The organism is Limnobacter sp. (assembly GCF_964228395.1).
In the GTDB taxonomy this organism is placed as follows: domain Bacteria; phylum Pseudomonadota; class Gammaproteobacteria; order Burkholderiales; family Burkholderiaceae_B; genus Limnobacter.
In genome coordinates this window covers 1-25,791 of the sequence record NZ_CAXQZX010000028.1, presented here as the reverse complement: position 1 = coordinate 25,791, position 25,791 = coordinate 1, and the positions used below count along the sequence as shown (strand labels likewise).

20 protein-coding genes, 1 tRNA gene and 1 pseudogene are annotated in these 25,791 nt (G+C 58.1%); 11 read left to right on the top strand and 11 right to left on the bottom strand.

From position 1 onward, the window contains the following. Both ACEQU8_RS02210 and ACEQU8_RS02205 read right to left on the bottom strand, forming a co-directional pair. Nucleotides 1-277 (bottom strand): annotated as a pseudogene (locus ACEQU8_RS02210) (alanine dehydrogenase); the annotation flags it as partial. Between the two features lie 25 nt (nt 278-302). Beyond that, nucleotides 303-1,814, bottom strand: a complete 1,512-nt coding sequence (locus ACEQU8_RS02205; RefSeq protein WP_370261162.1) for a CoA-acylating methylmalonate-semialdehyde dehydrogenase — start codon at nt 1,812-1,814, stop codon at nt 303-305. Nucleotides 1,815-2,023: 209 nt separating this feature from the next. Here ACEQU8_RS02205 and ACEQU8_RS02200 point away from each other — a divergent pair, with 209 nt between their 5' ends. From ACEQU8_RS02200 to ACEQU8_RS02190, 3 genes are all read left to right on the top strand, one after another. Further along, on the top strand, nt 2,024-4,708 hold the full coding sequence (locus ACEQU8_RS02200) for a penicillin acylase family protein (RefSeq protein ID WP_370261161.1): 2,685 nt from the start codon (nt 2,024-2,026) through the stop codon (nt 4,706-4,708). A gap of 222 nt (nt 4,709-4,930) precedes the next feature. Then, nucleotides 4,931-5,854 carry an ABC transporter substrate-binding protein gene (locus ACEQU8_RS02195; RefSeq protein ID WP_370261159.1) on the top strand — a complete coding sequence of 308 codons (924 nt, stop codon included), beginning with the start codon at nt 4,931-4,933 and terminating at the stop codon, nt 5,852-5,854. Then, a complete protein-coding gene (locus ACEQU8_RS02190) occupies nt 5,851-8,640 on the top strand; it encodes a response regulator (RefSeq protein WP_370261158.1) in 2,790 nt (929 codons plus the stop codon). Before ACEQU8_RS02195 ends, ACEQU8_RS02190 begins: the two co-directional genes overlap by 4 nt. Here the strand turns inward: ACEQU8_RS02190 and ACEQU8_RS02185 are convergent. After that, nucleotides 8,613-9,095: an acyl-CoA thioesterase gene (locus tag ACEQU8_RS02185; protein WP_370261157.1), complete on the bottom strand. Its 483-nt coding sequence runs from the start codon at nt 9,093-9,095 to the stop codon at nt 8,613-8,615. The genes ACEQU8_RS02190 and ACEQU8_RS02185 overlap by 28 nt on opposite strands. A 100-nt stretch (nt 9,096-9,195) precedes the next feature. On the opposite strand from ACEQU8_RS02185, the gene ACEQU8_RS02180 reads away from it, so the two are divergent. From ACEQU8_RS02180 to ACEQU8_RS02160, 5 genes are all read left to right on the top strand, one after another. After that, nucleotides 9,196-9,984, top strand: coding sequence for a YdcF family protein (locus ACEQU8_RS02180; protein WP_370261155.1), 789 nt, complete (start codon nt 9,196-9,198; stop codon nt 9,982-9,984). Then, nucleotides 9,981-11,012 (top strand): amino acid ABC transporter substrate-binding protein, encoded by a 1,032-nt coding sequence (locus tag ACEQU8_RS02175; protein ID WP_370261154.1) that lies wholly within the window; start codon nt 9,981-9,983, stop codon nt 11,010-11,012. Before ACEQU8_RS02180 ends, ACEQU8_RS02175 begins: the two co-directional genes overlap by 4 nt. A gap of 8 nt (nt 11,013-11,020) precedes the next feature. Beyond that, on the top strand, nt 11,021-11,881 hold the full coding sequence (locus tag ACEQU8_RS02170) for an ABC transporter permease subunit (protein ID WP_370261153.1): 861 nt from the start codon (nt 11,021-11,023) through the stop codon (nt 11,879-11,881). Continuing rightward, nucleotides 11,878-12,879 (top strand): amino acid ABC transporter permease, encoded by a 1,002-nt coding sequence (locus ACEQU8_RS02165; protein WP_370261152.1) that lies wholly within the window; start codon nt 11,878-11,880, stop codon nt 12,877-12,879. Before ACEQU8_RS02170 ends, ACEQU8_RS02165 begins: the two co-directional genes overlap by 4 nt. Nucleotides 12,880-12,990: 111 nt before the next feature. After that, entirely contained in the window at nt 12,991-14,283 is a 1,293-nt protein-coding gene (locus tag ACEQU8_RS02160; RefSeq protein WP_370261150.1) for an esterase/lipase family protein, read from the top strand. Here the strand turns inward: ACEQU8_RS02160 and ACEQU8_RS02155 are convergent. The 3 genes from ACEQU8_RS02155 to ACEQU8_RS02145 all read right to left on the bottom strand — a co-directional run bounded on the left by ACEQU8_RS02155 (nt 14,280) and on the right by ACEQU8_RS02145 (nt 18,660). Continuing rightward, nucleotides 14,280-14,846 (bottom strand): hypothetical protein, encoded by a 567-nt coding sequence (locus tag ACEQU8_RS02155; protein WP_370261149.1) that lies wholly within the window; start codon nt 14,844-14,846, stop codon nt 14,280-14,282. The genes ACEQU8_RS02160 and ACEQU8_RS02155 overlap by 4 nt on opposite strands. Nucleotides 14,847-14,973: 127 nt before the next feature. After that, on the bottom strand, nt 14,974-17,829 hold the full coding sequence (locus ACEQU8_RS02150; RefSeq protein WP_370261148.1) for an ATP-binding protein: 2,856 nt from the start codon (nt 17,827-17,829) through the stop codon (nt 14,974-14,976). Nucleotides 17,830-17,871: 42 nt separating this feature from the next. Then, nucleotides 17,872-18,660 carry a sulfite exporter TauE/SafE family protein gene (locus tag ACEQU8_RS02145; RefSeq protein WP_370261146.1) on the bottom strand — a complete coding sequence of 263 codons (789 nt, stop codon included), beginning with the start codon at nt 18,658-18,660 and terminating at the stop codon, nt 17,872-17,874. A gap of 113 nt (nt 18,661-18,773) precedes the next feature. Between ACEQU8_RS02145 and ACEQU8_RS02140 the strand changes: the two genes are divergently transcribed. Continuing rightward, nucleotides 18,774-19,697: a LysR family transcriptional regulator gene (locus ACEQU8_RS02140; RefSeq protein ID WP_370261145.1), complete on the top strand. Its 924-nt coding sequence runs from the start codon at nt 18,774-18,776 to the stop codon at nt 19,695-19,697. 24 nt (nt 19,698-19,721) lie between these two features. Here ACEQU8_RS02140 and ACEQU8_RS02135 read toward each other — a convergent pair whose 3' ends face one another. Beyond that, on the bottom strand, nt 19,722-22,925 hold the full coding sequence (locus ACEQU8_RS02135) for a DUF748 domain-containing protein (protein ID WP_370261144.1): 3,204 nt from the start codon (nt 22,923-22,925) through the stop codon (nt 19,722-19,724). Between the two features lie 127 nt (nt 22,926-23,052). On the opposite strand from ACEQU8_RS02135, the gene ACEQU8_RS02130 reads away from it, so the two are divergent. After that, nucleotides 23,053-23,128, top strand: a tRNA-Arg gene (locus ACEQU8_RS02130). A gap of 471 nt (nt 23,129-23,599) precedes the next feature. Here ACEQU8_RS02130 and ACEQU8_RS02125 read toward each other — a convergent pair. The 3 genes from ACEQU8_RS02125 to ACEQU8_RS02115 all read right to left on the bottom strand — a co-directional run bounded on the left by ACEQU8_RS02125 (nt 23,600) and on the right by ACEQU8_RS02115 (nt 24,880). Then, nucleotides 23,600-23,854, bottom strand: coding sequence for a hypothetical protein (locus tag ACEQU8_RS02125; RefSeq protein WP_370261143.1), 255 nt, complete (start codon nt 23,852-23,854; stop codon nt 23,600-23,602). Nucleotides 23,855-23,946: 92 nt separating this feature from the next. After that, complete coding sequence (locus tag ACEQU8_RS02120) at nt 23,947-24,162, bottom strand: hypothetical protein (protein WP_370261141.1); 216 nt, start codon at nt 24,160-24,162, stop codon at nt 23,947-23,949. 223 nt (nt 24,163-24,385) lie between these two features. After that, a complete protein-coding gene (locus ACEQU8_RS02115) occupies nt 24,386-24,880 on the bottom strand; it encodes a DUF4145 domain-containing protein (protein ID WP_370261140.1) in 495 nt (164 codons plus the stop codon). A 311-nt stretch (nt 24,881-25,191) separates the two neighbouring features. Here ACEQU8_RS02115 and ACEQU8_RS02110 point away from each other — a divergent pair, with 311 nt between their 5' ends. Continuing rightward, the gene (locus ACEQU8_RS02110; RefSeq protein ID WP_370261139.1) at nt 25,192-25,383 is read left to right on the top strand and encodes a TIGR02450 family Trp-rich protein; all 192 of its coding nucleotides are present in this window, start codon (nt 25,192-25,194) and stop codon (nt 25,381-25,383) included. Nucleotides 25,384-25,405: 22 nt separating this feature from the next. Here the strand turns inward: ACEQU8_RS02110 and ACEQU8_RS02105 are convergent. Further along, on the bottom strand, nt 25,406-25,791 hold a 386-nt coding region (locus ACEQU8_RS02105; RefSeq protein WP_370261138.1), incomplete at its 5' end, for an SOS response-associated peptidase.

The following is a 25,791-nucleotide window of genomic DNA, read 5'->3' as shown; positions in this document are numbered from 1 at the left end:
TATAAAGGATCTGCCCCTCACGCAGCATTGCACGCTCTGCTGCCTGCGGCTCCTTCACCTTGACGATCATTTCGGCGTTGGCAAACACCTCGGCTGCATCTGACGCGATCTCCGCCCCGGCAGCACGATACGCGTCGTCATCCGCACCGATGCCCAGACCCGCCCCGGTTTCGACCAACACGGCATGGCCGTTTGTCACCAGCTCGGCCACGCTTTCGGGCGTCAGCCCAACGCGGTATTCGTGGTTTTTGATTTCCTTGGGTACACCAATATACATGGTCTTCACTCCTTGGATCCGGGGATCATTTCGCCGTCGGCATGACGAATTCGGCACCTTCAGAGATGCTCTCAGGCCAGCGCTGCATGATGGATTTCTGCTTGGTGTAGAAACGAACGCCTTCTTCGCCGTAGGCGTGCATGTCGCCGAACAGGCTCTTTTTCCAACCGCCAAAGCCATGCCACGCCATCGGCACAGGGATCGGAACGTTGACGCCGACCATGCCGACCTGAACCTGCTTGCCGAACTCACGCGCAACGTTGCCGTCGCGGGTGAACAGCGACACACCGTTGCCGAATTCATGGTCGTTGATCAGCTGCAGGCCTTCGGCGAAATTCTGCACGCGGACACAGGCCAGAACCGGGCCAAAGATTTCCTCGCGGTAGATCTTCATGTCGGGGGTGACGTTGTCGAACAGGGTGCCGCCAAGGAAATAGCCGCCTTCGTGCCCTGCAACGGTATAGTCGCGGCCATCGACCAGCAGGTCTGCGCCTTCTTCGACGCCGCTGTCGATATATCCCTTGATCCGATCCCGCGCAGCGGCGGTGACGATCGGGCCCATTTCTGCGTCCAGTTCGAGACCGTTCTTGATCTTCAGCGTCTCGGCGCGTTCTTTCAGAACCGGCATCAGCTTGTCTGCGGCATCGCCAACCAGCAGCGCGACCGAGATCGCCATGCAGCGTTCCCCGGCAGACCCATAGGCGGCACCGATCAATGCATCAGCGGCCTTGTTCATGTCGGCATCAGGCATCACCAGCATGTGGTTCTTGGCCCCGCCCAGGGCCTGGACGCGCTTGCCGTTGCGTGCGCCGGTCTCGTAAATGAATTTGGCAATCGGGGTGGAACCCACAAAGCTGAGCGCGGCCACATCAGGGTGGTTGAGCAGGGTTTCGACGGCCAATTTGTCGCCATGCACCACATTGAACACCCCGTCAGGCAGGCCGGCTTCTTTGAGCAGCTTGGCCATGAAGTTGCCAGCAGAGGGGTCGCGCTCGCTGGGTTTGAGCACAAAGGTGTTTCCGCAAGCGATGGCCACTGGGAACATCCAGCAAGGCACCATGCACGGGAAGTTAAACGGCGTGATGCCTGCCACCACGCCCACAGGTTGGCGCAGGGTCCAGTTGTCGATGTTGGTGGACACTTGCTCGGTGTAGTCGCCCTTGAGCAGTTGGGGAATGCCGCAGGCAAATTCGATGATGTCGATGCCGCGGGTGACCTCGCCCTGGGCGTCTGTGAATACTTTGCCGTGTTCGGCGGTGATGATGGCGGCCAACTCGTCGCGGTGCTGGTTCATGAGCGCCAAAAAGCGATTCATGATGCGAGCGCGCTGCAAGGGGGGCTTGTTGGCCCAGGCAGGCAAGGCGGCTTTGGCGGCTTCCACGGCTTTGTTCACGGTGGCGACATCGGCCAGCTCCACCTGGCGGGCCACGGTGCCCAGCGACGGGTTGAACACATGGGCTGTTTTTGCGCCAGCTTGGCTAAAGAATTGCCCTGCGATGAAATGGCTGACGGTTTGGTCGTTGGTGTAGCGTTGCATGGTGGGCCTGCGGTGTTGCCTTGAAAGGGTTTGATTGTGGACCAGCCAAGGCTCGGTTTGCACTGGGGCTAACACCGAGCCTTGGGTGAGCAATGTACCGGCATTTGTGGGTAAAGCGCTGATAAATCATCCAAATACTGCTGCGCGGAGTATCACCAAAAATGGTCTTTTCAAACGACCGCTTGAAGTGAGAAAAGGAGACAGTTGTGATGGTTCGTAAGATGCGATGGGCAGGGTTTGCGGCCTTGTCGGTGCTGGTTTTGGCCGGCTGCTTGGGTGGCAATGGCGGTGCAGGCGTGGCAGATGGTAGCGGTGCCGGTGGCGGAGGTGGTGGAACCACAGGCCCCAGCGAGACCAACTTTAAATACGACGTAGAAATTACCCGCACCACCTATGGCGTGCCCCATGTGAAGGCCAAAGACTTTGCAAGCCTGGGTTACGGCCAAGGCTATGCCTTCGCGCAGGACAATCTGTGTGTATTTTTGGAAGACTTGCTGACTATTCGTGGTGAGCGCTCAAAGTTTTTTGGCCCGACTGGCACCTACACCATTGAACCCAATGGCTCCACGGCAGACAACGTGAGCAGCGACTTCTTTTGGAAGAGCCTGTTTGCCTATGAAGAAGAGGGTGCTGACGGTGTAACGCGCAACGCTTGGCAGCGCACCCGCGACCGCACCATTCCAGATTTTCAAGACGTTGTGACCGGCTATGTGGATGGTGTTAACCGTTACATCGCCGAGCTTAAGGCAGGCCAACACCAGTATACACAGGCCGATGGCAGCAAGGTGCCGGCGCACGAGGCCTGCCGTGATGCAGCGTGGGTGCAACCCATTGCCACAGATGACATGTACCGCCGTTTTGTGCGCTTGTCGGTGCTGGCCAGCAGCTCGGTGTTTGTGAACGAAATTGGCAATGCACAGCCGCCCAGTGGTCTACCAGGCCCGTCGGCCAGTGCCCAGCGAACCCAAGTGGCCAAGGCTGGCAAGCCCAAAGGCCTCACCGTTGAGGACAAAGTGGCTTTGCTGAAGGGGCAACCCAACCCGTTTACCGCCATGCAGCAGAAAGACCGCTTTGGCAGCAATATGTACGCGTTTGGTAAAGACGCCACAGCCAATGGGCAATCGCTGGTGTACGGCAACCCGCATTTCCCCTGGCGCGGCACCGAGCGCTTGTACTTAAGCCACAACACCTTGCAACAGGGCAACAACAAGGCCATGGACATCATGGGTGTCGGTTTGTATGGCGTGCCAGCGGTGTTGATTGGGTTTAATGAGCACTTTGCCTGGAGCCACACGGTGTCCACGGCCTACCGTTTTACCCTGTACCAGTTGCGGATTAACCCATCCAACCCCACGCAATACACCTACGAGGGGCAAACCCGCGACATGATCGCCCTGCCCACCGAAATTGAAGTACTGCAGCCCGATGGCACATTGACCAAGCAGCAGCGCACCATGTACCGCAGCCATTTTGGGCCCATGCTGGTGCTGGAGGTGAGTGGCGTGCCTGTGTTGGGCTGGAACCAGTTCTCGGCCTTTACCCTGCGCGATGCCAACCTTGAAAACGACCGGCTGATTAACCAGTTTGCCAAATGGAACCTGGCCAAGTCGCTGGAAGAGTTTATGGACTTGCACAAAAGCGAGTTGGGCGTGCCTTGGGTGAACACCGTGGCCAGTGGCCCCGGCAAACCTGCCTACTACGGTGATGTAACCGTGGTGCCTCACGTGACTGACGAAAAAGTAGCCCAGTGCAAGGCCGAGCCCTTTGCCACCGCCTTGGGGCAGCTGGTGCCCGGTTTGCCAGTGCTGGATGGTTCCAGGCAGGCCTGCGAATGGGGCAGCGATGACGATGCGCCGGCCGAGGGCATTTTTGGCCCGGGCAACTTACCCACGCTGGTGCGAAACGATTATGTGCACAACTGCAACGACAGCTACTGGCTGACCAACATTGCAGCGCCCATCACTGGTTTTGATCGCATCATTGGCGACGAAAACACCGAGCGCACATTGCGCACCCGCCTGTGCATATTGCATGCAGAGCGGCGTTTGGCAGGCGCCGATGGTTTGGAGGGCAACAAGTTTACCCAGGACCTGTTGAAAGAGATCGCCTTGAACAGCGAACTTTACTCGGCCACCCTCACCAAGCAGGCGGTGGTGGACAACCTGTGCCGCTTGCCGGTGTTGATGGGCAGCCGTGGCCCCGTGCAAACGGCTGGGGCCTGTGCAGCACTGGCCGCTTGGGATGGCAAAGCCAACCTGGACAGCAAGGGTGCTCACCTGTGGCGTGAATTCTGGTTGCGTGCCATTCGTAACCCGGGCGGTTCGCCCGTGGGCGCACCGGAGTTGCATCCGCCCTTGTTCCCCAACCCGCTACCGGCCTCTTTCCCGACCAATTTCTGGACCAAAGGCTTTGACCCGGTGATGCCCGTGACCACCCCCAGCGGCTTGAACATTGCCAACCCGTTTACCGCAGCGGCCTTGGCTGATGCGATTGCCGCAGTGCAGGCAGCAGGGTTTGCCTTTGATGCGCCCATGGGCGATATTCAAAAGAGCGGCGTGCAAGCCAGCAAAACACCGGTGTTTGGTGGCACCAGCCCGGAAGGCGCATTCACGATTACCAGCACCGAGCCCGATTTGCTGACCGAAGAGGGTTACAAAGTGATTTATGGCAATAGCTATATTCAGGCTGTGACATGGCGCGACAACGGCATGCCCAAGGCCGATGCGATGTTGACCTACTCCCAATCGACCGACCCGGCCAACCCGCACTTTGACGACTACACCAAGGCGTACTCGGCAAAAAACTGGCACACCCTGCCTTTTACGCCTGAGGAAATCAAGGCCGCTGCCATTGCACCCCCCTTGGTGCTTCGGGTGCCTAAAACCGCACAATGAGAGGTCTGGAAGTTTAAAAGCTATAACAATTGTAAAGTAACAAATTAAGGGGGCACTTGCCCCCTTTTTTCTTTTATGGGACGTGTGAAGTAATCGCGATGATGAATGCAGGGTAATCCCGGTTCAATATTCATGTCCTTACAATTTTTCACAACTCGCTACTTATTTGTGGCTGCCAGGTCGGCTTGCATCATAACCCTCGGCCTCGTGCTTTGCTGGCCCATGTTTGCATCGGCCAGCGAGTTGCGCTTGGCGGTGTCGAAGTCGCCCCTGTCGCTGCCATTTTTTGTGGCGCGTGAGCAAAAGCTGTTTGAAAAACACAATGTGAAGCTGCAATGGATTGAGTGCCTGGGCGGCAACCGGTGCATGCAAGATTTGGTCGAGGGGCGGGCCGACATGGCCACTTCGTCGGAGTTGCCCTTCATGTTTGCCCTCTTGGATGGCAACCCCATCACCTTGGTGGCGACCTTTACAACCGCCAAAGACGACATGAAATTCATCGCGAACCGAAATGCCGTGACCAATGGCGTGGCCGCGCTGAAGGGCAAACGAGTTGGTTTTGTGGCGCGTGCCTCCTCGCATTACTACAAAGACCTGTTTTTGCTGTACAACGGCCTGGACCCGAAAGAGGTGGTGCATGTGCCCATGAATGCAGACAAATTGCCCAATGCCCTGCTTGGCGGCGAGGTGGATGCAATATCGGTGTGGGAGCCTTGGGGGCAAATTACCCTAGACCGGGGCGCGGCTCAGGTGGTTTTGCTTGAAGCCCCCAAGCTATACACGCAAACCTTCAATTTGTCGGTGAGCAACAGCTACATGGTAAGCGGCAAGGCTGAGCTGCGGCGTTTGCTTCAGGCCATTCGGGAGGCCAATGTATTCATCAAAACCAGGCCGATTGAAGCCAAAGCCATCATGGCGCGTTCAGCCGGTCTGGACGCGGATTTGGTCGAGGGCGTTTGGCCCACGCTGCTTTTTCAATTGTCGCTGCAACATTCTTTGCTAAGCACCTTGCAGGGGCAAACCCGTTGGGCCAAGCGGGAAGGCCATGTGCCCCAGGGCACACCTGAACCAGATTTCCTGAATTTTATTGATCCAACCCATTTGCGCCAATTGGCGCCCAACGCTGTGGACTTTGCATACCCATGAAGAGCTGGACTGGACATTTGGGTCGAGGCGTAGGCTGGCTAAGCGCCATCATGGTGGTGCTGGTGCTGGTGTGCTCGGCCGTGGTGTATGCCATTGACCATGAGCGTGATCAACAGGTGCTGGACAACACCACATCCCGTAGCATGGCGCGCTATGCCACACGCATGTTGGTGCTCACGCACAGCGTATCAAGCAACGTGTCGGGCACGGGCATTCGCCAATGGTGGACGGTGCACCAGGGCATGACCACGCAACTGGACAAGCTCAAGCAGACGGGTCGAAGTGCTGAATTGTCTTCCCGAGTGGAAGAGCGCTTGGTGGACATGGCCGAATTGTTCACCGGGTTTGTGACCCTAAGCAGCCCGGATGTGCAAAATCTTAAAGATCGACGCTCTGAAATATTGACGGAGCGTTTGATCTCGGAGGCGGAGCAGTTGGCCGAGGTGAGCCACAAAATTGCGGATGACTCATTTACCCGCCTGATGGTGCTCACCGAGCTCAGACGAAATCTTCTGATGGCCACCACATTGCTGTTCGCGGCCATGGCGGTCTTTTTGTTGTATCTGATTAAAACCAAGGTGGTGCGCCCCTTGGCGCGCATCGAGCAGGCCGCCAAAGACATGCGAAAAGGCAATTTGCAGGCCCGTTGCAATGTGCCCGAAGGCGATGAACTGGGCGATGTTGCCGCCGCGCTGGATGAACTGGCGGTGGCCTTGGCCGCACGCATGGATGCCATGGGCACCATCAACCGGCGCTTGGCTGAAGAGGTCAACGAGCGTCAGCACTCGGAACGGGCCTTGACCCTGACCCTGGAAGAATTGAGCACCACCACCCGCATGCTGGAGGTGGCTGGGCGCATGTGCGCTGTGGGGGGTTGGAGCCTGGACTTGACCACCAATTCGCTGATTTGGTCGCGCCAAACTTACCGCATTGTGGATTGCGACCTGGCCTATGTGCCCAAGCTGGAGGAAGTGCTCGCCTTGTACCTGGAGCCTGACCGAGAAAAACTGGCCAAGGCCCTGGAGCGCACCCGCCACGAGGGTGGCGAAGTGAACCTGGAATTGCAACTGCACACCTTCAAGGACCGCAAAATTTGGGTGCACGTGTTTGGCGAAGTGGAGTTCCAGGGAACAGGGTTGAACCGAAAGCCGGTGATGATTAACGGGGCTTTCCAGGACATCACAGAGCGCAAAGAGGCCGAAGCCGAGCTAGAGCGTGCCCGCCAGTTGGCCGAGAGAGCCAGCAAAGCCAAAGGTGAGTTTTTGGCCAACATAAGCCACGAAATTCGTACACCGCTGAACGCGATTGTGGGGCTGGCTTACATTTTAAGGCAGGGAGACTTGCACCCTTCGCAAATGGATTTGGTACAAAAGCTAGAAGGAGCAGGCAAAGGCCTGATCGACCTCGTGAGCGGTGTGCTGGATGTGTCCAAGATTGAAGCAGGTGCCATGGAAATTGAGCACCGCGCGTTCTCGGTGCGAGGGGTGTTTGATTCGCTGGCGGACACCATGGCCGGGGCAGTGTCGGAGAAAAAACTGGAATTGGTTTTATCAGTTGGAAGCACCGTGCCCGACAGCATCAAAGGCGATGCCACCAAGCTTCGCCAGGTGCTGATCAACCTGGCCGGCAATGCCATCAAGTTCACCGAAAATGGTTATGTGAAGGTAAGCGTTAGCGCGGACCAGCACGACAACCGCCGTTGCCTGCTGCGCTTCACAGTGCAAGACACCGGAATTGGCATGGACACCGCTGCCATGAAGCGCTTGTTCCAGTCGTTCTCGCAAGCAGATTCGTCCATATCCCGACGATTTGGCGGCACGGGCATTGGCTTGTCGCTTAGCCAAAAGTTGGTGGAATTGATGGGGGGCACCATTTCAGCGGTGAGCTCGCCCGGGCAGGGCAGTTTATTCTCATTCATTTTGCCGTTTGATGTGGACAAGGCCAACCCGGTGCCACAGCCGCGTGCTGGCTTCCGTGTGGTGGTGGTGGACAGCAATCGCCCCCAAGCCGACGCATTGGCAGAAATGCTGACAGCTCAAAATTGGCTGTGCAAGGTGATACACACCGGCGAAGACGCATTGAAGTACAAGCCCAGTGCGCACAACCGGCCTATTTACTTGGTGGCCCAGCATTTGTGCGACATGGGAGGCGAGGAGTTGATTGAGTCGCTGAAGGCGCTGGCGCCGGGCCAGCCCAACTCGGCTGCGCTGATGCTGCGCGCCCATGACAGCGCACATGCAGAAACCCTATTGATTGAACACCGATGCGATGCGGTGCTGCTGAAACCCATTTCGCACACCAACCTGGCCAAGGTGATGAAGCAATTGGTGGAAGGCTGTGCCACCCCCGACGCGCCCGCGGGCGTAAAAGCCAGCATCGACCTTGGTGGCATGACGGTGTTGGCGGTGGATGACAACGCACTAAACCTTAACATCGTGAAGAAAATTCTGGAGAACCACGGCGCCAAGGTGTTGTTGGCTGATAGTGGGGCCAAGGCGATTGAAATTTTGCGCAGCCCAAGTCAGCACGATGTGCAGGTGGTGTTGATGGATGTGCAAATGCCAGACATGGACGGCATGCAAACCTGCCGATGGATCCGCGAAACCTTGGGGTTGGACAATCTGCCAGTGTTGGCGCTCACCGCGGGTGTAATGGAACATGACCACAAGTTGGCACTGGATGCGGGCATGAACGAGGTGCTGATGAAGCCGCTGCAGGTGGACCAGGTGCTGGATGCCGTTCAGCACTGGGGGGCCAGTTACAAGCCCGACATGGCAGCCTCGTAACGCTGTTCCAGTTCCAGGCGCAGCTGCTTGCGTAGCTTGGCAGCAGCCCAGCGTTTTTTCTCTTCCCGGGTTTGGGGTTCAAACTGCGGCACCTTGGCGGGGGTGCCGTCCTCATTCATGGCCACCATGGTAAAAAAGCAGCTGTTGGTGTGCGTGGCCACCCCTTTGTGAATGTCCTCAGCCACCACCTTGATGCCCACTTCCATCGAACTGTTGCCGGTGAAGTTGACGCTGGCCAAAAAGGTGACCAATTCACCCACGCGTATCGGCTGCCGAAACAAAACCCGATCCACCGACAAGGTGACCACATACATGCCCGCGTAACGGCTGGCGCAAGCGTAGGCCACTTGATCAAGCAGTTTCAAAATATGCCCGCCATGCACCTTGCCACTGAAATTGGCCATGTCGGGGGTCATGAGCACGGTCATGCTGAGTTGATGGTTGGGAAAGGGCATGGTAAAGGCCTGCGCGGGTTAACAATGCTGCAAGTGTAACGCCGTGCGAGGCAGGCTGTGCGTCTACAATCGGGTGTGTTGCTGATTATGGAGCCGCCCCGTGCTGGCTGAATTCACAAAATTCATCATCTGGATGGCCAGCCCCTTGGGCGTGTGGCTTGTGCTGATGGCTTTGGCCTGCGCTGGCGTTTTGGGGCGGCGGCGTTTGCGCTCGGTGGCCTTGTTTGTGGCCCAATTCCAGCTGTTGTTGTTCAGTTTGCCCGTGGTGGCTGACCGTTTGTTGGGCGGCTTAGAAAGCGAGGGCGCACAACTGCAGGCGGCGCACCCGCTGCCTGCCCACGTGGACGCCATTGTGGTGTTGGGCGGGGGCTTGGACGGTGCTTACCCCGGTGTTCGAGACCTGCCCGATTTAAACGACTCGGCCGACCGCCTTTGGGTGGGGGCGCGAGTGTATGCCCAAGGGGTCGCTGGCCGTGTGGTGGTCAGTGGTGGCAGCTTTGGTGCAGACCCCCAGAAACAGCCCGAGGCGCCGGGCATGGCGGCTCTATTGCAGGCGCTGGGCGTTCCCCAAAACGCCATTGTGCAAGAAGCAAAATCCCGCACCACGCTTGAAAACGCACAATACACCCACGCCTTGCTGGGCCTGCCCCAGCCCAGGGTCGCGCTGGTGACCTCGGCTTTCCACATGGGGCGTGCGGTGGCTTTGTTCAGGCAGGCTGGTTTTGAGGTGCATCCGGTGGTGGCAGACATCCGGGTGATTCCCGAGCAACGTGATGCCTGGGAGCATTTGCCCAAGCCCCAGGCCCTGGACGAGAGCACCATGGCCATCAAGGAGTACTTGGGCCGTTTGCAATTGGGCTTGCGTGGCCTGTACGAGGTAAAGCCATGAGCCACCTGACAACACTCGCCATGGCGCTTTTGATGGGTTTGGGGGGCATGGCATTTGGCTTGCCTGCCCATGCGGGCGAGTTGCTGCAGGGCGTGCAGGCCCGTGGTGCGGTGCGTTGTGGAGTGAGCAGTGGGGTGCCGGGCTTTTCGGCCTTGAATGCGCAGGGCCGTTGGCAAGGGCTGGACGTGGATGTGTGCCGTGCCGTGGCAGCTGCGGTGCTGGGCCGAGCCGATGCGGTGGCTTTTACGCCGCTGACCTCGCAGCAGCGTTTTGCAGCCTTGCAAGCCCGCCAAATTGATGTGCTGTCGCGCAACACCACCTGGACGCTGACCCGCGATGCGGGTTTAAATGCCCACTTCACCGGCATTACTTACTACGACGGCCAGGGCGTGATGGTGCACCGCCGGTTTGGTGTGAAAAGCGCGCGCGAACTGCAGGGCGCTGAAATTTGCGTGCAATCGGGCACCACCAACGAAAAAAACTTGAGCAGCTACCTGGCCCGCGAAGGCATACGCGCAAAAATAATTGTGTATGACAATTTTGAGGCCGCTTACAAGGCCTTTTTCAGCGGTCGATGCCAGGCTTTTTCCACCGATGTATCCGCCTTGGTCAGCTTAAAAACCAGCCAAAGTAATAATCCAGAGGCCTACACGGTGCTGCCCGAGGTGTTTTCTAAAGAGCCTTTGGGCCCGGCTGTGCCCCGGGGGGACGATGCATGGTTTGCCGTGGTGAAGTGGGTGGTGTTTGCCATGATCGAGGCCGAAGAACTGGGTGTGGGCCAAAACAACCTGGAGACCCAACTGCAAAGCCAAAACCCGGCCATCAAGCGCCTGCTGGGCCAAAGTGAAGACCTTGGCAAACCCCTGGGCTTGCCCAAAGACTGGGTGGTGCAGGTGTTGCGGCAAGTGGGCAATTACGGCGAGGTGTTTGACCGCAACCTGGGGCAAGGCTCGCCCTTAAAACTGCAAAGGGGCATGAATGCCCTGTGGACCCAAGGCGGGCTGATGTACGCGCCACCGCTTCGCTAGGGGCCGCCATGGACTTTTCTTTTTTAAGCGACCCGGCCGGATTTGGTTTGAGCGAGGGCTGGTTGTTGCCCACTTTGCAATCGCCCTATTGGAAGGTGTTGCTGGCGGGTTTGCTAAACACGCTCAAGGTGGCCTTGCCTGCTTGGGTGCTGGCCATGGGGTTTGGTCTGTTGGTGGGCTTGGGGCAATTGAGCACACACCCGCTTCTTCGGGCTGGGTGCAAAGGTTTTGTGGATGTGTTTCGCAACGTGCCCTTGCTGATCCAGTTGTTGGCCATTTACTTTGCCATTACACAGTTTTTGCCTGTGGCCAGCCAGGCGTGGACCCTCGCGCCTGGGGTGTTGCTCAGCAAAAGCGGCTTGGCCTTCCCGGCCCTAATGGGTGGCGAATCCGCCGCCGGTGGCTGGGTTTGGCAGATGCCAAGCATTGGGCGATTTTCGGTGGAAGGTGGCTGGGTGCTCAGCCCGGAATACCTGGCGGTGCTCACGGCCTTGGTGGTTTACACCGCCGCCTATGTGGCTGAGGTGGTGCGCGCCGGGGTGCTGGCGGTGCGCCCCGGCATGCGACAGGCTGCACTGGCCTTGGGATTGAGGCCTACCCAGGCAAGCCGCCATGTGGTGCTGCCCTTGGCCTTGCGCATCATGGTGCCGTCTTTGTCTAACCAAACCCTGAATTTATTGAAAAACGCATCCTTGGGTGTGGCCGTGGGTTATCCCGAGTTGGTGTCGGTGGCGAACACGTCAATCAACCAAAGTGGCAAAGCGGTGGAGTGTGTGTTCATCATTTTGTTGGTGTATGCCCTGTTGAGCGCCGTGGCTGCCTTGGGCATGAACCGCATCAACCGCCGAGTTAACCGGGGGGCGCTGTGATCGCTGGCCGAAATTGGGAGCCAAGCCCGAGGCATGTCCTGCTGTGGCTGCTGCTGTTGCCGCTTGCTGGCCTCTTGGCCTGGCATGTGCTGCAATGGGCGGTGCTGCAGGCGGTGTTTGCACCCAATGTGCAGGCCTGCCAACAGGTGGCCGGGCAAGGGGCCTGTTGGGGTGTGGTGGCCGAGAAATGGCGGGTGGTGCTGTTTGGGCGTTACCCTGTGCAAGAACAATGGCGCACGGCCCTGGTGGGTGTGCTTTGGACTGGCTTGCTGTTTGCCACTGCCGCACGCGCCATGCCCTGGCGCCTGGGCGCCGCGCTGTGGGCCGTGTTTTTGCCGGTGGCCTGGGTGTTGCTGGCCGGTGGGGTGTTGGGCCTGGCCCCGGTGGCCAGCGCCCTGTGGGGTGGCCTGCCGCTGACCTTGATCATTAGCACCTTGGGATTTGGCTTGGCCTTCCCTTTGGCGGTGCTGCTGGCCCTTGGGCGGCGTTCGCCTTGGGCAGGCGTGCGCTGGGCTTGCGCCAGCTACATTGAGTTGTTGAGGGCTTTGCCCTTGGTGACGGTGTTGTTTTTTGCAGCTTTTGTGTTGCCGCTGTGGCTGCCGGGCGAGCAGTGGAACCTGCTGGCTCGGGTGGTGTTGACCATTGCCCTGTTTAGCGCGGCCTATTTGGCCGAGGTGTTGCGGGGTGGTTTGCAGGGGGTGCCGGCAGGGCAAACGCAGGCGGCCATGGCGTTGGGCTTGAATGCAGTGCAGCGCAGCGTGTATGTGGTGCTGCCCCAGGCCATAAGGGCCACCTTGCCCAGCCTGTTGAACAGCTTTGTGACCCTGTTCAAAGAATGTTCGCTGGTGGCCATTGTGGCCCTGTTTGAACTGACTGGCGCGCTTAGCCTGGCTTTGGCGGGCGATGTGCAGTGGCGAGCGTTTTACATGGAGGGCTACCTGTTCATTGCCTTGGTGTACTGGGCCTATTGCTTTGGTTTGTCCAGACTAGTCAAATAAGGGCAGGGCGGGGTTAGAAGGGCTTTTCAAATTCCATCCTGTTGCAGATTGGCAGTTTAGTGTACATTTGTACACTAATAAATGATTGTTCAACTTCGGCAGGAGCCCGGCATGAGCAAGAAGACCAGCAAATCCACATCCACCACTGCAGACACCCTGGAAGGCACGCTCATGTTTGTGGGCGACACCATTGCCAACGCCACCAGCCGCGTGCACGAATTTCACCGGGCCATCAGCGACATGCCATTCAAGGCGGTGGGTGCAGCCACCTTGAAGGCGAGCACGCCCGTGGAGGTGGTGCACAACGAAATCACCGACCTGGTGTATGGCGCTGTTCGTGAAGCTGGGCGCGGTGTGTTTTCAGGCGCGGCTTGGGTGGTTCGCCAAGCCAATCAAAGCCTGGCGTCCCCCCAAGTGATTGACGAGGCACTCGATGGCGAGCTGATGGCGCAGGTGGATCAGCTTCCGGCCGTGGATCAACCCAACCCGGTGGCGGCAAAGCGTGTGTCGGCCATCTCCAGTGCCATCAATGGCGTGTTTGGCGACCACCTCACGGCCACGCGCAACCCCATGCAGGTCAAAATGGGCCTGTATGCGGGCGGGCAGGCGGTGGGTGTTGAGCAGGAAGACCTGCTGTTGCAATTTCCCAAAGCGCAAAACCACTTGGTGATTTTTGTGCATGGCTTGTGTTGTAACGAAGACAGCTGGGCCCTCTACCACCGGCCCGAAGACCCCGACACCCGGCCCTATGGCCCCCGGCTGGAGGAGGAGTTTCCACTCACCGCGCTGTACCTGCGTTACAACACGGGTCGCACCATTGAGGCCAATGCACGGCAGTTTAAGCGCCTGTTGACCAAGCTGGTGCGCAATTGGCCGGTGGCCGTAGAAGGTATTACCCTGGTGGGCCACAGCATGGGCGGCCTGGTGAGCCGAGCACTGGTCGAGAGCCTGAGCGAAGATGATTTTATTTTGAGGCAAGCAATTCGCGATGTGGTGTGTTTGGGTTCACCCCATGCGGGAGCACCGTTGGCGCGGCTTGCCGCAGCAGGCGAACAACTGTTTGGGCGCTTTGAATTGTCTCGCCCAATCGGCAAAGTGCTGGGTGTTCGTTCGCGGGGCATTCGCGACCTGGACGACGGCTTGGGTCCCCTGCAAACCAAAGATGGCCTGAAGGTGATGTTCCACTTGGTGGGGTCGACCATTGGCGACTACACCGATTCTTGGGTTAACACCACCTTGGGCGATGGTTTGGTGCCGCCCCAATCGGCTTTGGCCGACAACACAGGCCGGGCGCAACGGGTCACGTTTTCGCGCAAGCACCACATGCTGCTGCTCAACGACCCCGAGGTGTATGCCGAGTTGCAAATGGTGGTGCGCCAGCATTTGCGGGCGCGGGTGGCCTAAAAGTAAAATGTGGTGGTTTTGGCTTCCTGCAAGAACACGCGCTGTGTGCACAGCATGTAGTTCACCAGAAGATCGGCGTAAGTGCGCTTGAATTTGGCCTCTTTCATGCCGCTTTCCACCAAATTCAGCCCGTAGTATTTGAGGGCCAGGTGGGCTTGCTGGCACTCTTGGGTCCAGCAGTCTAGCGGTTCAAGAATTTGGGTGATCGCATCCTGAAAACCCGTTGAAAAATTCAGGAAGTCGCCCTCGTTCATGTCCTCAATGAGGGCCAGGGCATTGGTTTCCACGTGTTGCAGGCACACCTCGTAACCCACGCGTGGCCGGCTCTGGAAGGCGTTCAGCAACTGGTAAAGCAGTGCTTCTGGCAGGTGGGCGCTGGGCACGCCATACAGCAAGCGAACACGGCTAAGGTCGATTTGCAACTGCAGGGCAAACACGCCTGACACATTGCGTGCACTCAAGGCCCAACACGCACCCAGGGTTTCAAAAAACACCTCTCGTTCAAAAGAGTATTTTTTGTAGGGTGTGGTGTGAACAACCTGGTAGGGGGCACGAATTGTCATGGCTTTAACAACCTTCGGTGACGACGGGTTAAGTTGATTGTCGGTTGCCAAAGCAAAAGAGGGTATCGCATAGGTGAGGGCCCACCGATAAGGGGAGGACACCCCCCAAACGTAGTAGGTGGATGCCCTAGGGTTTGGGCGCGTAGCGTTGAACCACCAGCGGCCACAGTGCTCGAATTTCTTCCAGCACGTCCTTGGGGTGGATGATGTGCTTTTTTAGCCCCGCCTCGAATTCGCGGAACCGCAGGTGCAGGCGGTGTTCATTCATGATGGCCAACAAACTCACCATGGAGTGGATTTCCCTGGTAAAACCATCGGTGTCACCGGCAATCAGAAGGGCCTCCAGAGCATTTGGCAGGTTGGCACAATGCTTTAAAAACAAGGCGGGCAAGTGCTGCAAATTCACGCCCTCTGGTTGGGCGGGCGCAGCGCTGGGGTCGTCGGCGGTCTGCACGCCCAAGGCTTTGAGCAAGACCCGGTACAAGGCACTGGCCTCCACGGGCTTGGTCATGAAGTCGTCCATGCCAGCATCCATGCAGCGGGTGCGTGTTTCCTCGAAGGCGTGCCCGGTGAGCCCAATCACAGGTAGATCCATCCAGCGGGTTTGGTCGCGCAGCCATTCGGTGAATTCAAATCCATCCATGACGGGCATTTCCAGGTCGGTGATGCACACATCAAAATCGGGGCAGTCGTCTTGGTCGAGCATGGCTTGGGCCGCTTGCCCATGCGCTTGCATGGTGACGCGCATGCCCACATGCTGCAGCAGGGCCAAAATTAGCTCCTGGTTAACCGGGTGGTCTTCCAGCACCAGCGCGTGCTTGCCTTGTAGGTGCTGCAAAGCCGCTTCGTCGACGGCGTTTGGCCCGAGGCTGGTCTGGGGGTCGCCGCGCGTGGCGAGCACATCCTGAATCAGCAGGGGGTGCGCCACGTGGCCCAGCGTGTGGGCCAGTTCGGGCGGCACAGTGTGCAAAAAAGCGCTGTCCGCAGACAGCAGGTCGCGGTCTAACACCAACAGGCGGCATTGCGCCTGCCCCACGCGCTCCAATACCCCGGGTGGCAGGCCACGGCCCGCCTCGGGATGGTCAGACTGGACCACCACCAGATGATGGTCATTCAAGGCCAGTGCTTGCTGGAAGGCCTCCCACTGGTGTACCACGGTGCTGGAATAACCCACCGCGCGCAGTATCGAAGAGGCAGCGTGCGCAGCGGCCCCTTGTTCATGCAACATCAAGGCACGCTCACCCACCCGCGGCATGGCCCGGGCCAACACATCGCTGTTGTAGCCCACTGGCACTTCAAACCAGAAGCAACTGCCCTGGCCGGGGGTGCTCTCTACGCCAATTTGCCCGCCCATCAGGCTTACCAATTCTTTGGCAATGCTCAGGCCCAAGCCCGTGCCGCCAAAGCGTCGTGTGATGGAAGTATCGGCCTGTTCGAACTTCTCGAAAATTCGACCAATTTGGGATTTGCTCAAACCTGTGCCGGTGTCGTGCACCTCGATGCGCAAATTCAGGGTGGTGTTGTTGTGGGTTTGCAATTGCGAATACACCCGAACCGACCCCAGCTCGGTGAACTTGACGGCATTGCTCAGCAGGTTGGTGAGCACTTGCCGCAGGCGTGATGGGTCGCCCACCAAGCCTTGGCCCAACAGCGCGGTGTAGCCCTCGGCCATTTGGTTGAGCAACAGCAAATTGTGGCTGGCAGCCTGGCTTTGCACCGCCAGGAAGGAGTTGGCCAATACCTCATCCAGCGTGAATGGAATGTGCTCCAACTCCACCATGCCAGCCTCGGCTTTGGAAAGATCCAACACGTCGTTGAGCAAACCCAGCAGCGACCGCGCCGCGTCTTGCACCTTGAGCAAATGGCCACGTTCGCGCTCGGGCAGGTTGGATTTCAGCGTAAGGGCAGTCATGCCCAAAATCGCATTCATGGGGGTGCGAATTTCGTGGCTCATGTTGGCCAGCAACATGCCGCGGGCCTGCGCCTGGGCTTCTGCGCGCTCGCGCCCCATTTTGGCCTCCAGTGCGGCCAGTTGGGCTGCACGGGCTGCCTCGCCTTGCTCCAGTTCGCGCCGAAAGGCGCCAATCATCAACTGAAAGCCACGCACCAGGTTGATGATCTCGTTGATGTAACGTGGCCTGGGCATGGCCAGGTCATAGTGGCCTTTGGCGATCTGTTTGCTGATGTTGTTGAGCTCATGCAGGGGCTTGAGCACATAGCGCTGAATCACGGCCAGCCCCAAAAGCACCAGCGCTGTGATCAGAAGCCCCACGTAAAAATCCATCTGCGCCGTGGTTTCAATGATTTGCGTTTGCTGCTCCAACGCCGTCTGATAGCCGGCTTCTACCCAGCCGATTCGGCTTTGAATTTGCGCACGAATGGCGTTGCTCAGCCCCAGGTGTTCTTCCGAGAACAGCATTTGTATGGCCAGGTCGTCGCGCACGGGTGCTTCAGACACGAAGCGGTTTTCTTCGGGGTCGTAGAGGCCTTGGGTGAGCGCAAAAATAATTTGCTCGCGCTGGCGCAACTGGCGGCTCAAGGTGAGCACCTGTTGGGTGGCTTCATTCAGGTCTGGCGCGCTGTTGCGCATCACCACCTCGGGCAGGGCAAGCCTTTCCTCCAGGGTTTCCCAATTGCCGGGCAGCAGTGCCACCGGGTTGACGCGCCCGGCGATCAGGTTGCTCCAGTACACATTGTCCACTGGCTCGGCGTAGCGACGCAAGCCAGCGTGCGTGTCCAGCAGTTCGTAGTAATTCACTAGGTGGCGGCTGTTTTTACTGACCACATAGGCAGCCACCAGGGTTTGCAGGGCGTCGAATTCGGATTGGATTAAACGCAACTTGCCAATGCCGGCCAGTCGCTCTTCCAGCAATTGGCTTTGAGCCTCTTGCAGTTCACTGGCCCGTTGCCCCACCACAATGTTGGATGCCAAGCCCATGAGGGTGGCAAACAGAACAAACCGGAACAGTACAACCAGCTTCATGGGGGAGGGCTAGGGCCAAGGCACGCAAACCCTATTGATACATTAAATTTGAAGTGATTGCACGCTTAGCCACACGGCGGCCACCACCATGACCAGCGCAAAACTTTTGCGCAAGGTGCGCTCGGGTAGATGGTGGGCCACCGCCACCCCGGCCGACACCGTGAACAGCCCCCCGATGGCCAGCGGCAAACCCATGGTCCAGTCCACCCGCTGGGCGCTGGCGTAGGTGTACAGGGCCATCACCGAGCTTGGTGCCACCAGCGCCAGTGACAGCGCTTGCGCCGTGGTTTGAGTGTGCTTCAACACGGTGGTCAACATGGGCGTGGCCACCAGGCCGCCCCCCATGCCCAGCAAACCCATGCTGGTGCCCCCCAACACGCCCACCACCGGCATGGCACGTGGGTTGGGGGGGGATTCAGGTGGTGTGGGTTGAAGTTGGCTTGCCTGGTCGCCGGGCTTGCGAAGCGTGAGCATGCGCAGACCCACCACCAAAATAAATGCGTTGAAGATCCAGTGCAGCACGTGCTGATCAAGCTGCACGGCCAACTTGGCGGTTAGCCAGGTGGTCAGCGTGGCGGTGGCCCCAATGAGCACACAGGCCAGCCATGGCAGGCGATGGTGTTGGTTGTAGCGCCACCAGCCCAGCAGCAGGTTGGGCACCATCAACACCAGCGCGGTGCCCTGGGCCAGGGCTTGGTCCATGCCAAAACCGATGATGAACAAAGGCACCGCAATGATGCCGCCACCAATGCCAAACAAGCCCCCAAAAAAACCGAGCGCTGCCCCAAGGGCAAGGAAGAACAGCAGCTCGGGTGTGGGCAACATGGGCATGTCGTGATGCGGGTGACACAGAGCTGCCAGTGTATTGGATGTAAAAAATTCATCAATGGCTTGTTTTTTAAAATATTATGTAAAAAAACGCACGAATAAGTGTTGGATTCAACATGAAGCAACTGTCCGATTTGGCCTTTTTTACCGAGCTGGCCCGCCATGACAGCTTGGCCAGCGCAGCCATTGCATTTGACGTCACCCCGCCCGCCGTGAGCCGCCGCCTGGCCGCCCTGGAAGCCCGGCTTGGCGTGCGTTTGTTGAACCGCAGCACCCGCCGCATTGGCCTAAGCGCCGAGGGCGAGCGTTATTTGCTGGAGGGTGGCGCCCTGTTGCGCCAACTGGAAAGCCTGGAGGCCGCCTTGCGCGAGGGGCGCGACGCACCGCGCGGCTTGTTGCGGGTCAATGCCAGTTTGGGCTTTGGTCGCAAACATGTGGCGCGGGTGGTGTCGGTATTTCAGGCCCAACACCCGCAGGTGGAGGTGGTGCTGGAGCTGACCGACCACCCCATCGACTTGATCGAAGGGGGGTTTGATGTGTCGGTGCGCTTTGGGGAGCCACCCGACCAGCGCCTGATTGCCCAAAAACTGGTGAGCAACCAGCGCATATTGTGTGCCGCGCCCGCTTACCTGGCCAAGGCCAAACACCCCTTGCTTGAACCGGGCGATTTAACCCGGCACGACTGCTTGGTAATACGCCAAGAGAACCACACCTTCAACAACTGGCAGTTGCGCAGTGGGCGTGGCGGCAAACAGGAGTTGACGGTGAAGGTGCACGGCCCATTAAGCAGCAACGATGGCGAGGTGGCCGTGCAATGGGCCCTGGAAGGCAAGGGCGTGCTGTTGCGTTCGGAATGGGACATTGTGGACGAACTGGCCCGGGGCGCCTTGCAGCGTGTACTGCCCGACTGGGCGGGCGCCCCGGCCGATATTTTTGCAGTGTGCCCCTACGCCAGCCCTTTGCCCGCCAAAACCCGAGCGTTTATAAAAACCACCCGGCAAGTGTTGGCCAACACACTGGCCGGGGTGGTGAAGGACTAAGCCCTGGCCCTTATTAAACCCCCTTTACTTCACACTGAGGGCCAAGGCTTGCTCCACCTCGCCCTGGGCATTGGCTTGCACCTGCTTGGGCTCGCCCAATTGGATCCGCTCGCTGGCAACACCCGCTTCGGTGAGCGTTTTGCCAAGTTGCTGCTGGCGGGTTTGCGCCAGGGCAAGCAAGGCTTGGGTGGGCACGTCTTGGGCGTCTTGCAGCTTTTGAGCCAACACGGCATAAAAGTCTTTGCCCTTCAACGCGGCCACCTCGGTGTCGCTTAGCTCGCGGGTGTCTTTGAACAGGCTGGTGATTTGCCCCAGCGCCGCCCCAGCCGCACTTTGTTCCAGTTGGCCCGGGTTGGCTTTGCGGTAGCCGGCTTTTAAAGAGGCCAACTCGCCACCGCCAAAGCTTTTTTCAAACAAGGCTTCTAGTGCTTTTTGGGTGGCGGGTGCTTGAAGCGCCAAGGGGCCGGGGTCTTGCCCAGCTTGCAAGGCCGCGCCAGTTTGCTGTGCCACGGCGCGGCGCAGTTGAAGGGCTTGCATGGCCACGCGGTCAGCGTTGGCCCAGGTGCCATTTAACTCCAGACCCAGGTTGGGGCGGTTGTTAAGGGCTTGCGCCAGGGTGGCCAGGTTTTCCCGCTGTGGGGGGGAAAGATTGGTTTTACCCGGTTCAAAGGCCACATTGCCAAGGGCTTCTTCTTGACCACCACCCAACAAGGCCCCCAAGGCACGGAAGGGAGCCGTGGCAATTTTGGAAATGACGTTGCCAATGGCTTTCCACACAATGGCTCCAAAACTGAATTGCGGGTCGTCCAGGCTGCCGGTGATGGGCAAGCCCAGGTCGATTCGGCCATTGCGATCCTCAAGCACGGCCACAGCCAGCTCCAGAGGAAGGTCGCGCCCCTTGGGGCTTTGCACGCGCTCACCCAAGGTGAGTTTGTCGATGATCACCTGGTTGCTGCTGTTGAGCTGGCGGTTTTCAATGTTGTACTTCAGGTTGAGAGACAACTTGCCCGACTCAATTTTGCGGTTGGCAAATGTGGCGGTGTAGGGGGTGAGGTTTTTCATGGCCAAGTTGTTAAACCGCACATCCATGTTTAAAAAAGCGGTGGGGTCGGCCAGGTTAACCGCGCCATTGGCCTTGGCTTGCCCAAACTCATCCACCGTGCCCTCCAAGGCCACCTCGCCCCGCGCATTGGGCTGGTTGCTCAGGCCGTTGACGGTGCCCTCCAGGCTGTGGATGCGCGTGCCAAACGGAATAAACAGCGACTCGTCTGCAAAGTCCAGTTTGCTGTCGGCCACGGTGAAGCGGTCGATGCTCACCGCAAAGGCCGGTGGCTGGGCGGGCTGCGGCTTGCTGGGGCTGGGCTCTGTGGGCGCGGGGCCGTCGCCAGCGGGCTTGGCTTGTTCTACCAGCAAGCGGCTGATGTTGGTGGATTGGTCTTTGGCAATCAACAACGCTGTGTCTAGCCCCTCAAGCTGAAGCAGCCCAATTTGAACCCCTTTGGCGCTGGCGGCCAGGCTGGGGGTGAACAGCCGCTTCCACTGCAAAAACGGCGTGTTGGTGCCTGCCTCGTTCAAGCGCAAACCCGCCACTGTGAGGCTGCCGGTGTAGCTTTGCTGCTGGCTGTTGTAGATGGCCTTGCCCTTGCTGTACACCGCACCGCTGGCCAGGTTTAACTTCACCACTTGCCCAATAAAACCTTGGGCGGGTTGCAGGCCCAGGGCTTGAATGTCCACATTCATGGCCACGGCCGTGGTGGCTGGGTTTACCGTGCCATCCAACTGAATACGCCCACCGTGCGCCACATTCATACTGGCAGCCAGCGGCAGCTCGGTGTTCAGGTTGTGGGTGATGCCGCTGGTTTTAATCTGGATGTTGTTCAGGCCCACTTGAAGGGGCGGTTGTAGGGCTGCATCGTTGTAATTCACGCCCAAGCCCGCCAGCTCCACTTGCTCGATGGCGTAGGTCCACGGCTTGGAGGGCGCAGGCTCGGTGTTTGAGTTGCTTGCAGATGAGGCTTTGGGCGCGGCTTTGGCCGGGCCTGCGGGCACCCACGCTTGAGCCAGGGTTTGCAGGTTGATTTGCCCTTGTGCATTGCGCAGCACATCCACCTGCCCACCCTGCAGGCGCAGGGCTTGCAGGCTGGCGTGTTGCTGGTTCAGGTTGACATTCAATGGCCCGGCTTGAAGCGAGGTGATGCGCAAAGGGTTTGTGCCACCTTCACTGACTGCCAGTTGCCCAAGCGCCAGGTTTTGCAGCGTGAACGTGTTGGTGCCCAGAACAAATTCGCCCTGGTCGAGCGTTAGCGCTTTTAAGCTGGCTTGTGGCGCGCCTTTGCGGGCATTGGCAGCCACGGCAAAGTTGTTCAATTGCAGGTTCATGTTGTGCAGGCGCAGTTCAAGCGGGCTGGCTTGCGGCGTGGGCTCGGCCTCGGTGGGGGCGGGTGCTTCAGGCAGCTTGGTTTCAAAATTAAATGCCAGGTTGAGCGTGCCCTGTGGGGCCTCGGTGGGCAGCATGGGCCCAAGCAACGGCGCCAACTTGGCCACGTTCAAGCCTTTGAGCGAAAGCTCACCATCGACTGTGCCTTGCGCCAGCAGCACCTGGGCCTTTAGCGCAAGTTGAGCGTCCAAAGCAGAGTCTGCATTTAATACAAACTCACCGTTTTGCTCGGCCCGGGTAGAAATATTGCGCAGCTCCAGGTTGAGCGGGGCGAAGCTGGTTTTAAGCCCATCGGCGCTGCGCTGGTCTTCAAACTGAATGGCCCCGTTGGCCAGCACCAAGTGACCCAAGCGCAAAGCGGGCAACTCACCGGGCGGCGGCTGAGGCTCTTCGCTTTTAAAGGCATCCAGCAGCGCGGTGAAATTGGTTTTGCCCTCGGGCAGCAGCACCGTGTTTAGAGCCAGGTCGCGCAGTTCGATTTGGTCCAGCGCCACCAAGCCTTTGAATAGGTCGGTGCCCGACACATCCACATACAAGTGCCCAAAACTCACCAAGGGCTCGCCCTGGGGGGTGGCCAGCGCCACGTCGGGCAAAGCCACGGTGAGCTTGAAGGGGTTGACCTGCGGCAGGCCCAGGGTGAGCGTGTGGCCAGACTTTTGCTGCAAAAACTTGGGCGCCTGCCATTGCACCAAACGGGGCAGGCCCTGCCATGCGAACAGGTACAACAGGGCCACAAAGGCCACAAAGCCGATGAGTAGCTTGGAGCGAATCAGTTTGCGAATAAAAGTCATAAGGCTGTGGTGGTTGGCAGGGTGTGCAGGCATAGCCCAAATTGTACGCTGCCCGGCCAAGGGCGTGTGTGTTGGGGTGGGGGCGTATCTAATGCAGCGGTGGTGGTGTACACTTACGCCTGCCTGCGCGGCTGTAGCTCAGTGGATAGAGTATTGGCCTCCGAAGCCAAGGGTCGTGGGTTCGATCCCCGCCAGCCGCGCCATTCAAATTGTCATGAAGCCGACGAGCCAGATGTGTTCGTCAACCTGCTTGATGCCCATACCAAGCTGGGCTTGCTCAGCGTAGTTCAATCGATGCTCTTAAAAATATCCCTGTAAGGCGAATTCCATCTTTCGATATTATCCCTATAGGGATAATCTTCAAGTGTGTATTTCTCCCTTTAGGGATAAATCCTACCGCTGGTTGCAATTGCGCCAGGCCGACACGATTTCACCACAAGCTTGTGCTTATCCACTCGTTTCCGAAAGGCAGTGGGAGGTGCTGTCGTGCAATAACAGACCTCTTGCTCCAGAAGATGGGAACAGAGCCGTTTTCATGGGGTAGTGGGGGATACTCTTCCCTCGTGAGCCTGAGCGAACCGCGGGCTGAATACCTGGCCGCACTACGCTCAGCGGACCAGGGCGATATCTCCCCACTGCTTGCCTTGCCGCAAGCCGCCCCCTTGACTGAGGGGTTAGGTGGCAGGCGGAGACCAGAAGTTATTCCCGGCCTTTGATAACTGCGTGTCAAGCATGTCCCAAGCGAAGCTGGAGTTTCTGACCATCAGCCCCAGCGCTTCCACCAGCTTTTGCATCTCTTCGATGGCGAGCCTCAGATCGGCCCATTTGACTACGAGCGTGCTTATGTCGACCGGTTGATACTTGTCGGCGACGTGCTGAACTTTTGTATGCGCTGTAACCTTGTCGCGGATGGTCAGGAATCTGTTCATGTATCCACTTGTCGACAATCCGTTCCAAGTGGCTTACGCAGAGGTAAGAATCTCATTGAACTGAGTACGCCTCTCGCTTTGTTCCCTCAACTCTATACGCTGAAGGGCACCCACAATCTCTGGATCAGTCTCTTCCGGGCAGAGGGCAACTGCCGAATCGCGAACCGCTCAAGCAATAGCGATACAAGGCTGAGATCATCGACCGCAGCCATCATGTTTTTGATGCTTGGAGTTCTCTTGTTGGTGTCAAAAGAAAGCTTTGCTATGTCCTGCGTACAGGACAGGAAAAGGGAGTGTCTCAGTATCAAGAAGCCATGTGCCTAGCGACCAGAGCCTCGACGTTTCGGGATTTCCCTGTCGAACAACATTGGTTCAAGGAGCGCATTCCTTTCTCGCAGTCCGATGAAGGCGTCGAGCAGCTGGGGAGCGTGTGCCCCGAGCTTTTCAACTTGCGTTGGCATTTCTGACACCTAACGTAGAAGTGAGGGGCTGCGCGCTTTTGCGCAGTCCCTCTCGACTGCCGGGTTAGAGCTATGTTGTTGCATGCTCGGCCTGCGGCAGTAAATTAAGAAATGCCCAGTAGAGAAAGATGATTGCAATCTTTGCTGCTTCCTCCTCGCCCTTCGTACATGCAACTTTGTATGCCTTCTTCTGAATTGGCTCCCATTTTATTTTCAGCGAGTTAAGCTCTTCAAACGTGAGCCTGTGGTCTTCTCGGTGTGCGTAAGCGTTGCGGATATTGTTGAGCGCCTTGGCAGCCCCAAGAAGTGTGTCGGGTATCACGCCTAGTGCGGAGGCAAGATCGACCTTGAGTTCAAATGTAAGCCTGTGGCGATCAAGGAGATGACTCGGGTGTTTCATGCGGCCCGCGATAAGCGCTTCAATGACTCGCTCGATAAGCATATGGCCGCGAAGTACGGCAGACAACTCAGGGGCATCGAATACGAGCAACTCCATGCCGTGGCGTTCGATGTCATCGTACGTGCCAGCAAGAAAGTCAACGGTGGGAGCGCGCTTTTTTTTCATAGCTCCAACTTGATTTACCGAACAATAAAGGCGATATCCATTTATCCGCACATCGCAAATGATTTTTTTAAATTAATTATTTCAGATATTTGCGAAGCATCGCATGAACAGGATGAAAAATAAACCTTGGTTATTCGCCACCAAATGTTGAGCCTGGAACTCGATTTCGAAGGTCAGATCCATCATCGACAACTGCCAAACCTCACCAACAAGGGCGGTGTTAAGCTTTGGTCAGAATATCCCCAGTGCAGTTTTGGATTTAAGCCAAAGCCTTTTGAACCATGCGCCGTTTAAACCCTAAAAAACTCCTCTTGAGTAAATGGACAGCCGTAACGCCTGTGCGCAAAGAAAAGCATTTCATTGTGAGTAGCGCGATTTGGCCCGACGATGACACACAGCCAGTTGAGCGTTTTGTGCTCGAGGCTGTTCACTCTGGCAACTCTCAAATCATCCATTGGCGCGAGCTTCTCAACGAAGAGCAATGGATTCAGGGGTGGAAGTAGGCGAGCCACCTGCCGAGGTGTATTACTTGGGCTCAATCAATTCCTTCGCATCCAGCCTGTTTTTTCCAACCCCGCTCACGCCAAACCCCACGGCGTAAAAGCGCACGTCATCGTTGCTCACAATCAATTGCCTCAGCATGGTCACATCTTGATTTTTGGGGTCTAGCCACGTCGCCCATTGGTCTTGGGGAATCATCACTGGCATGCGGTCGTGCACTTCTGTCAGCTTAGGGCATGGGGCGGTGGTCACAATGGCGGTGCTCATCACAAGCTCTCCGCTGGCCTTGTCCACCCAGTGGTCGCACACACCGGCCATGGCAAAGTAGGGCGCATGTTCGGGGTGAATGTAAAAGGGTTGTTTGCGAAGGCCGCTGCCTTCGGGCGGTGTTTGCCATTCGTAGTAGCCGC

What these genes read in the sequence shown, in the direction of transcription:
- ACEQU8_RS02205 (WP_370261162.1), bottom strand. Translation starts at nt 1,814, where the DNA reads ATGCAACGCTACACCAACGACCAAACCGTCAGCCATTTCATCGCAGGG.
- ACEQU8_RS02200 (WP_370261161.1), top strand. Translation starts at nt 2,024, where the DNA reads ATGGTTCGTAAGATGCGATGGGCAGGGTTTGCGGCCTTGTCGGTGCTG.
- ACEQU8_RS02195 (WP_370261159.1), top strand. Translation starts at nt 4,931, where the DNA reads ATGTTTGCATCGGCCAGCGAGTTGCGCTTGGCGGTGTCGAAGTCGCCC.
- ACEQU8_RS02190 (WP_370261158.1), top strand. Translation starts at nt 5,851, where the DNA reads ATGAAGAGCTGGACTGGACATTTGGGTCGAGGCGTAGGCTGGCTAAGC.
- ACEQU8_RS02185 (WP_370261157.1), bottom strand. Translation starts at nt 9,095, where the DNA reads ATGCCCTTTCCCAACCATCAACTCAGCATGACCGTGCTCATGACCCCC.
- ACEQU8_RS02175 (WP_370261154.1), top strand. Translation starts at nt 9,981, where the DNA reads ATGAGCCACCTGACAACACTCGCCATGGCGCTTTTGATGGGTTTGGGG.
- ACEQU8_RS02170 (WP_370261153.1), top strand. Translation starts at nt 11,021, where the DNA reads ATGGACTTTTCTTTTTTAAGCGACCCGGCCGGATTTGGTTTGAGCGAG.
- ACEQU8_RS02160 (WP_370261150.1), top strand. Translation starts at nt 12,991, where the DNA reads ATGAGCAAGAAGACCAGCAAATCCACATCCACCACTGCAGACACCCTG.
- ACEQU8_RS02155 (WP_370261149.1), bottom strand. Translation starts at nt 14,846, where the DNA reads ATGACAATTCGTGCCCCCTACCAGGTTGTTCACACCACACCCTACAAA.
- ACEQU8_RS02150 (WP_370261148.1), bottom strand. Translation starts at nt 17,829, where the DNA reads ATGAAGCTGGTTGTACTGTTCCGGTTTGTTCTGTTTGCCACCCTCATG.
- ACEQU8_RS02145 (WP_370261146.1), bottom strand. Translation starts at nt 18,660, where the DNA reads ATGCCCATGTTGCCCACACCCGAGCTGCTGTTCTTCCTTGCCCTTGGG.
- ACEQU8_RS02140 (WP_370261145.1), top strand. Translation starts at nt 18,774, where the DNA reads ATGAAGCAACTGTCCGATTTGGCCTTTTTTACCGAGCTGGCCCGCCAT.
- ACEQU8_RS02135 (WP_370261144.1), bottom strand. Translation starts at nt 22,925, where the DNA reads ATGACTTTTATTCGCAAACTGATTCGCTCCAAGCTACTCATCGGCTTT.
- ACEQU8_RS02125 (WP_370261143.1), bottom strand. Translation starts at nt 23,854, where the DNA reads ATGAACAGATTCCTGACCATCCGCGACAAGGTTACAGCGCATACAAAA.
- ACEQU8_RS02115 (WP_370261140.1), bottom strand. Translation starts at nt 24,880, where the DNA reads ATGAAAAAAAAGCGCGCTCCCACCGTTGACTTTCTTGCTGGCACGTAC.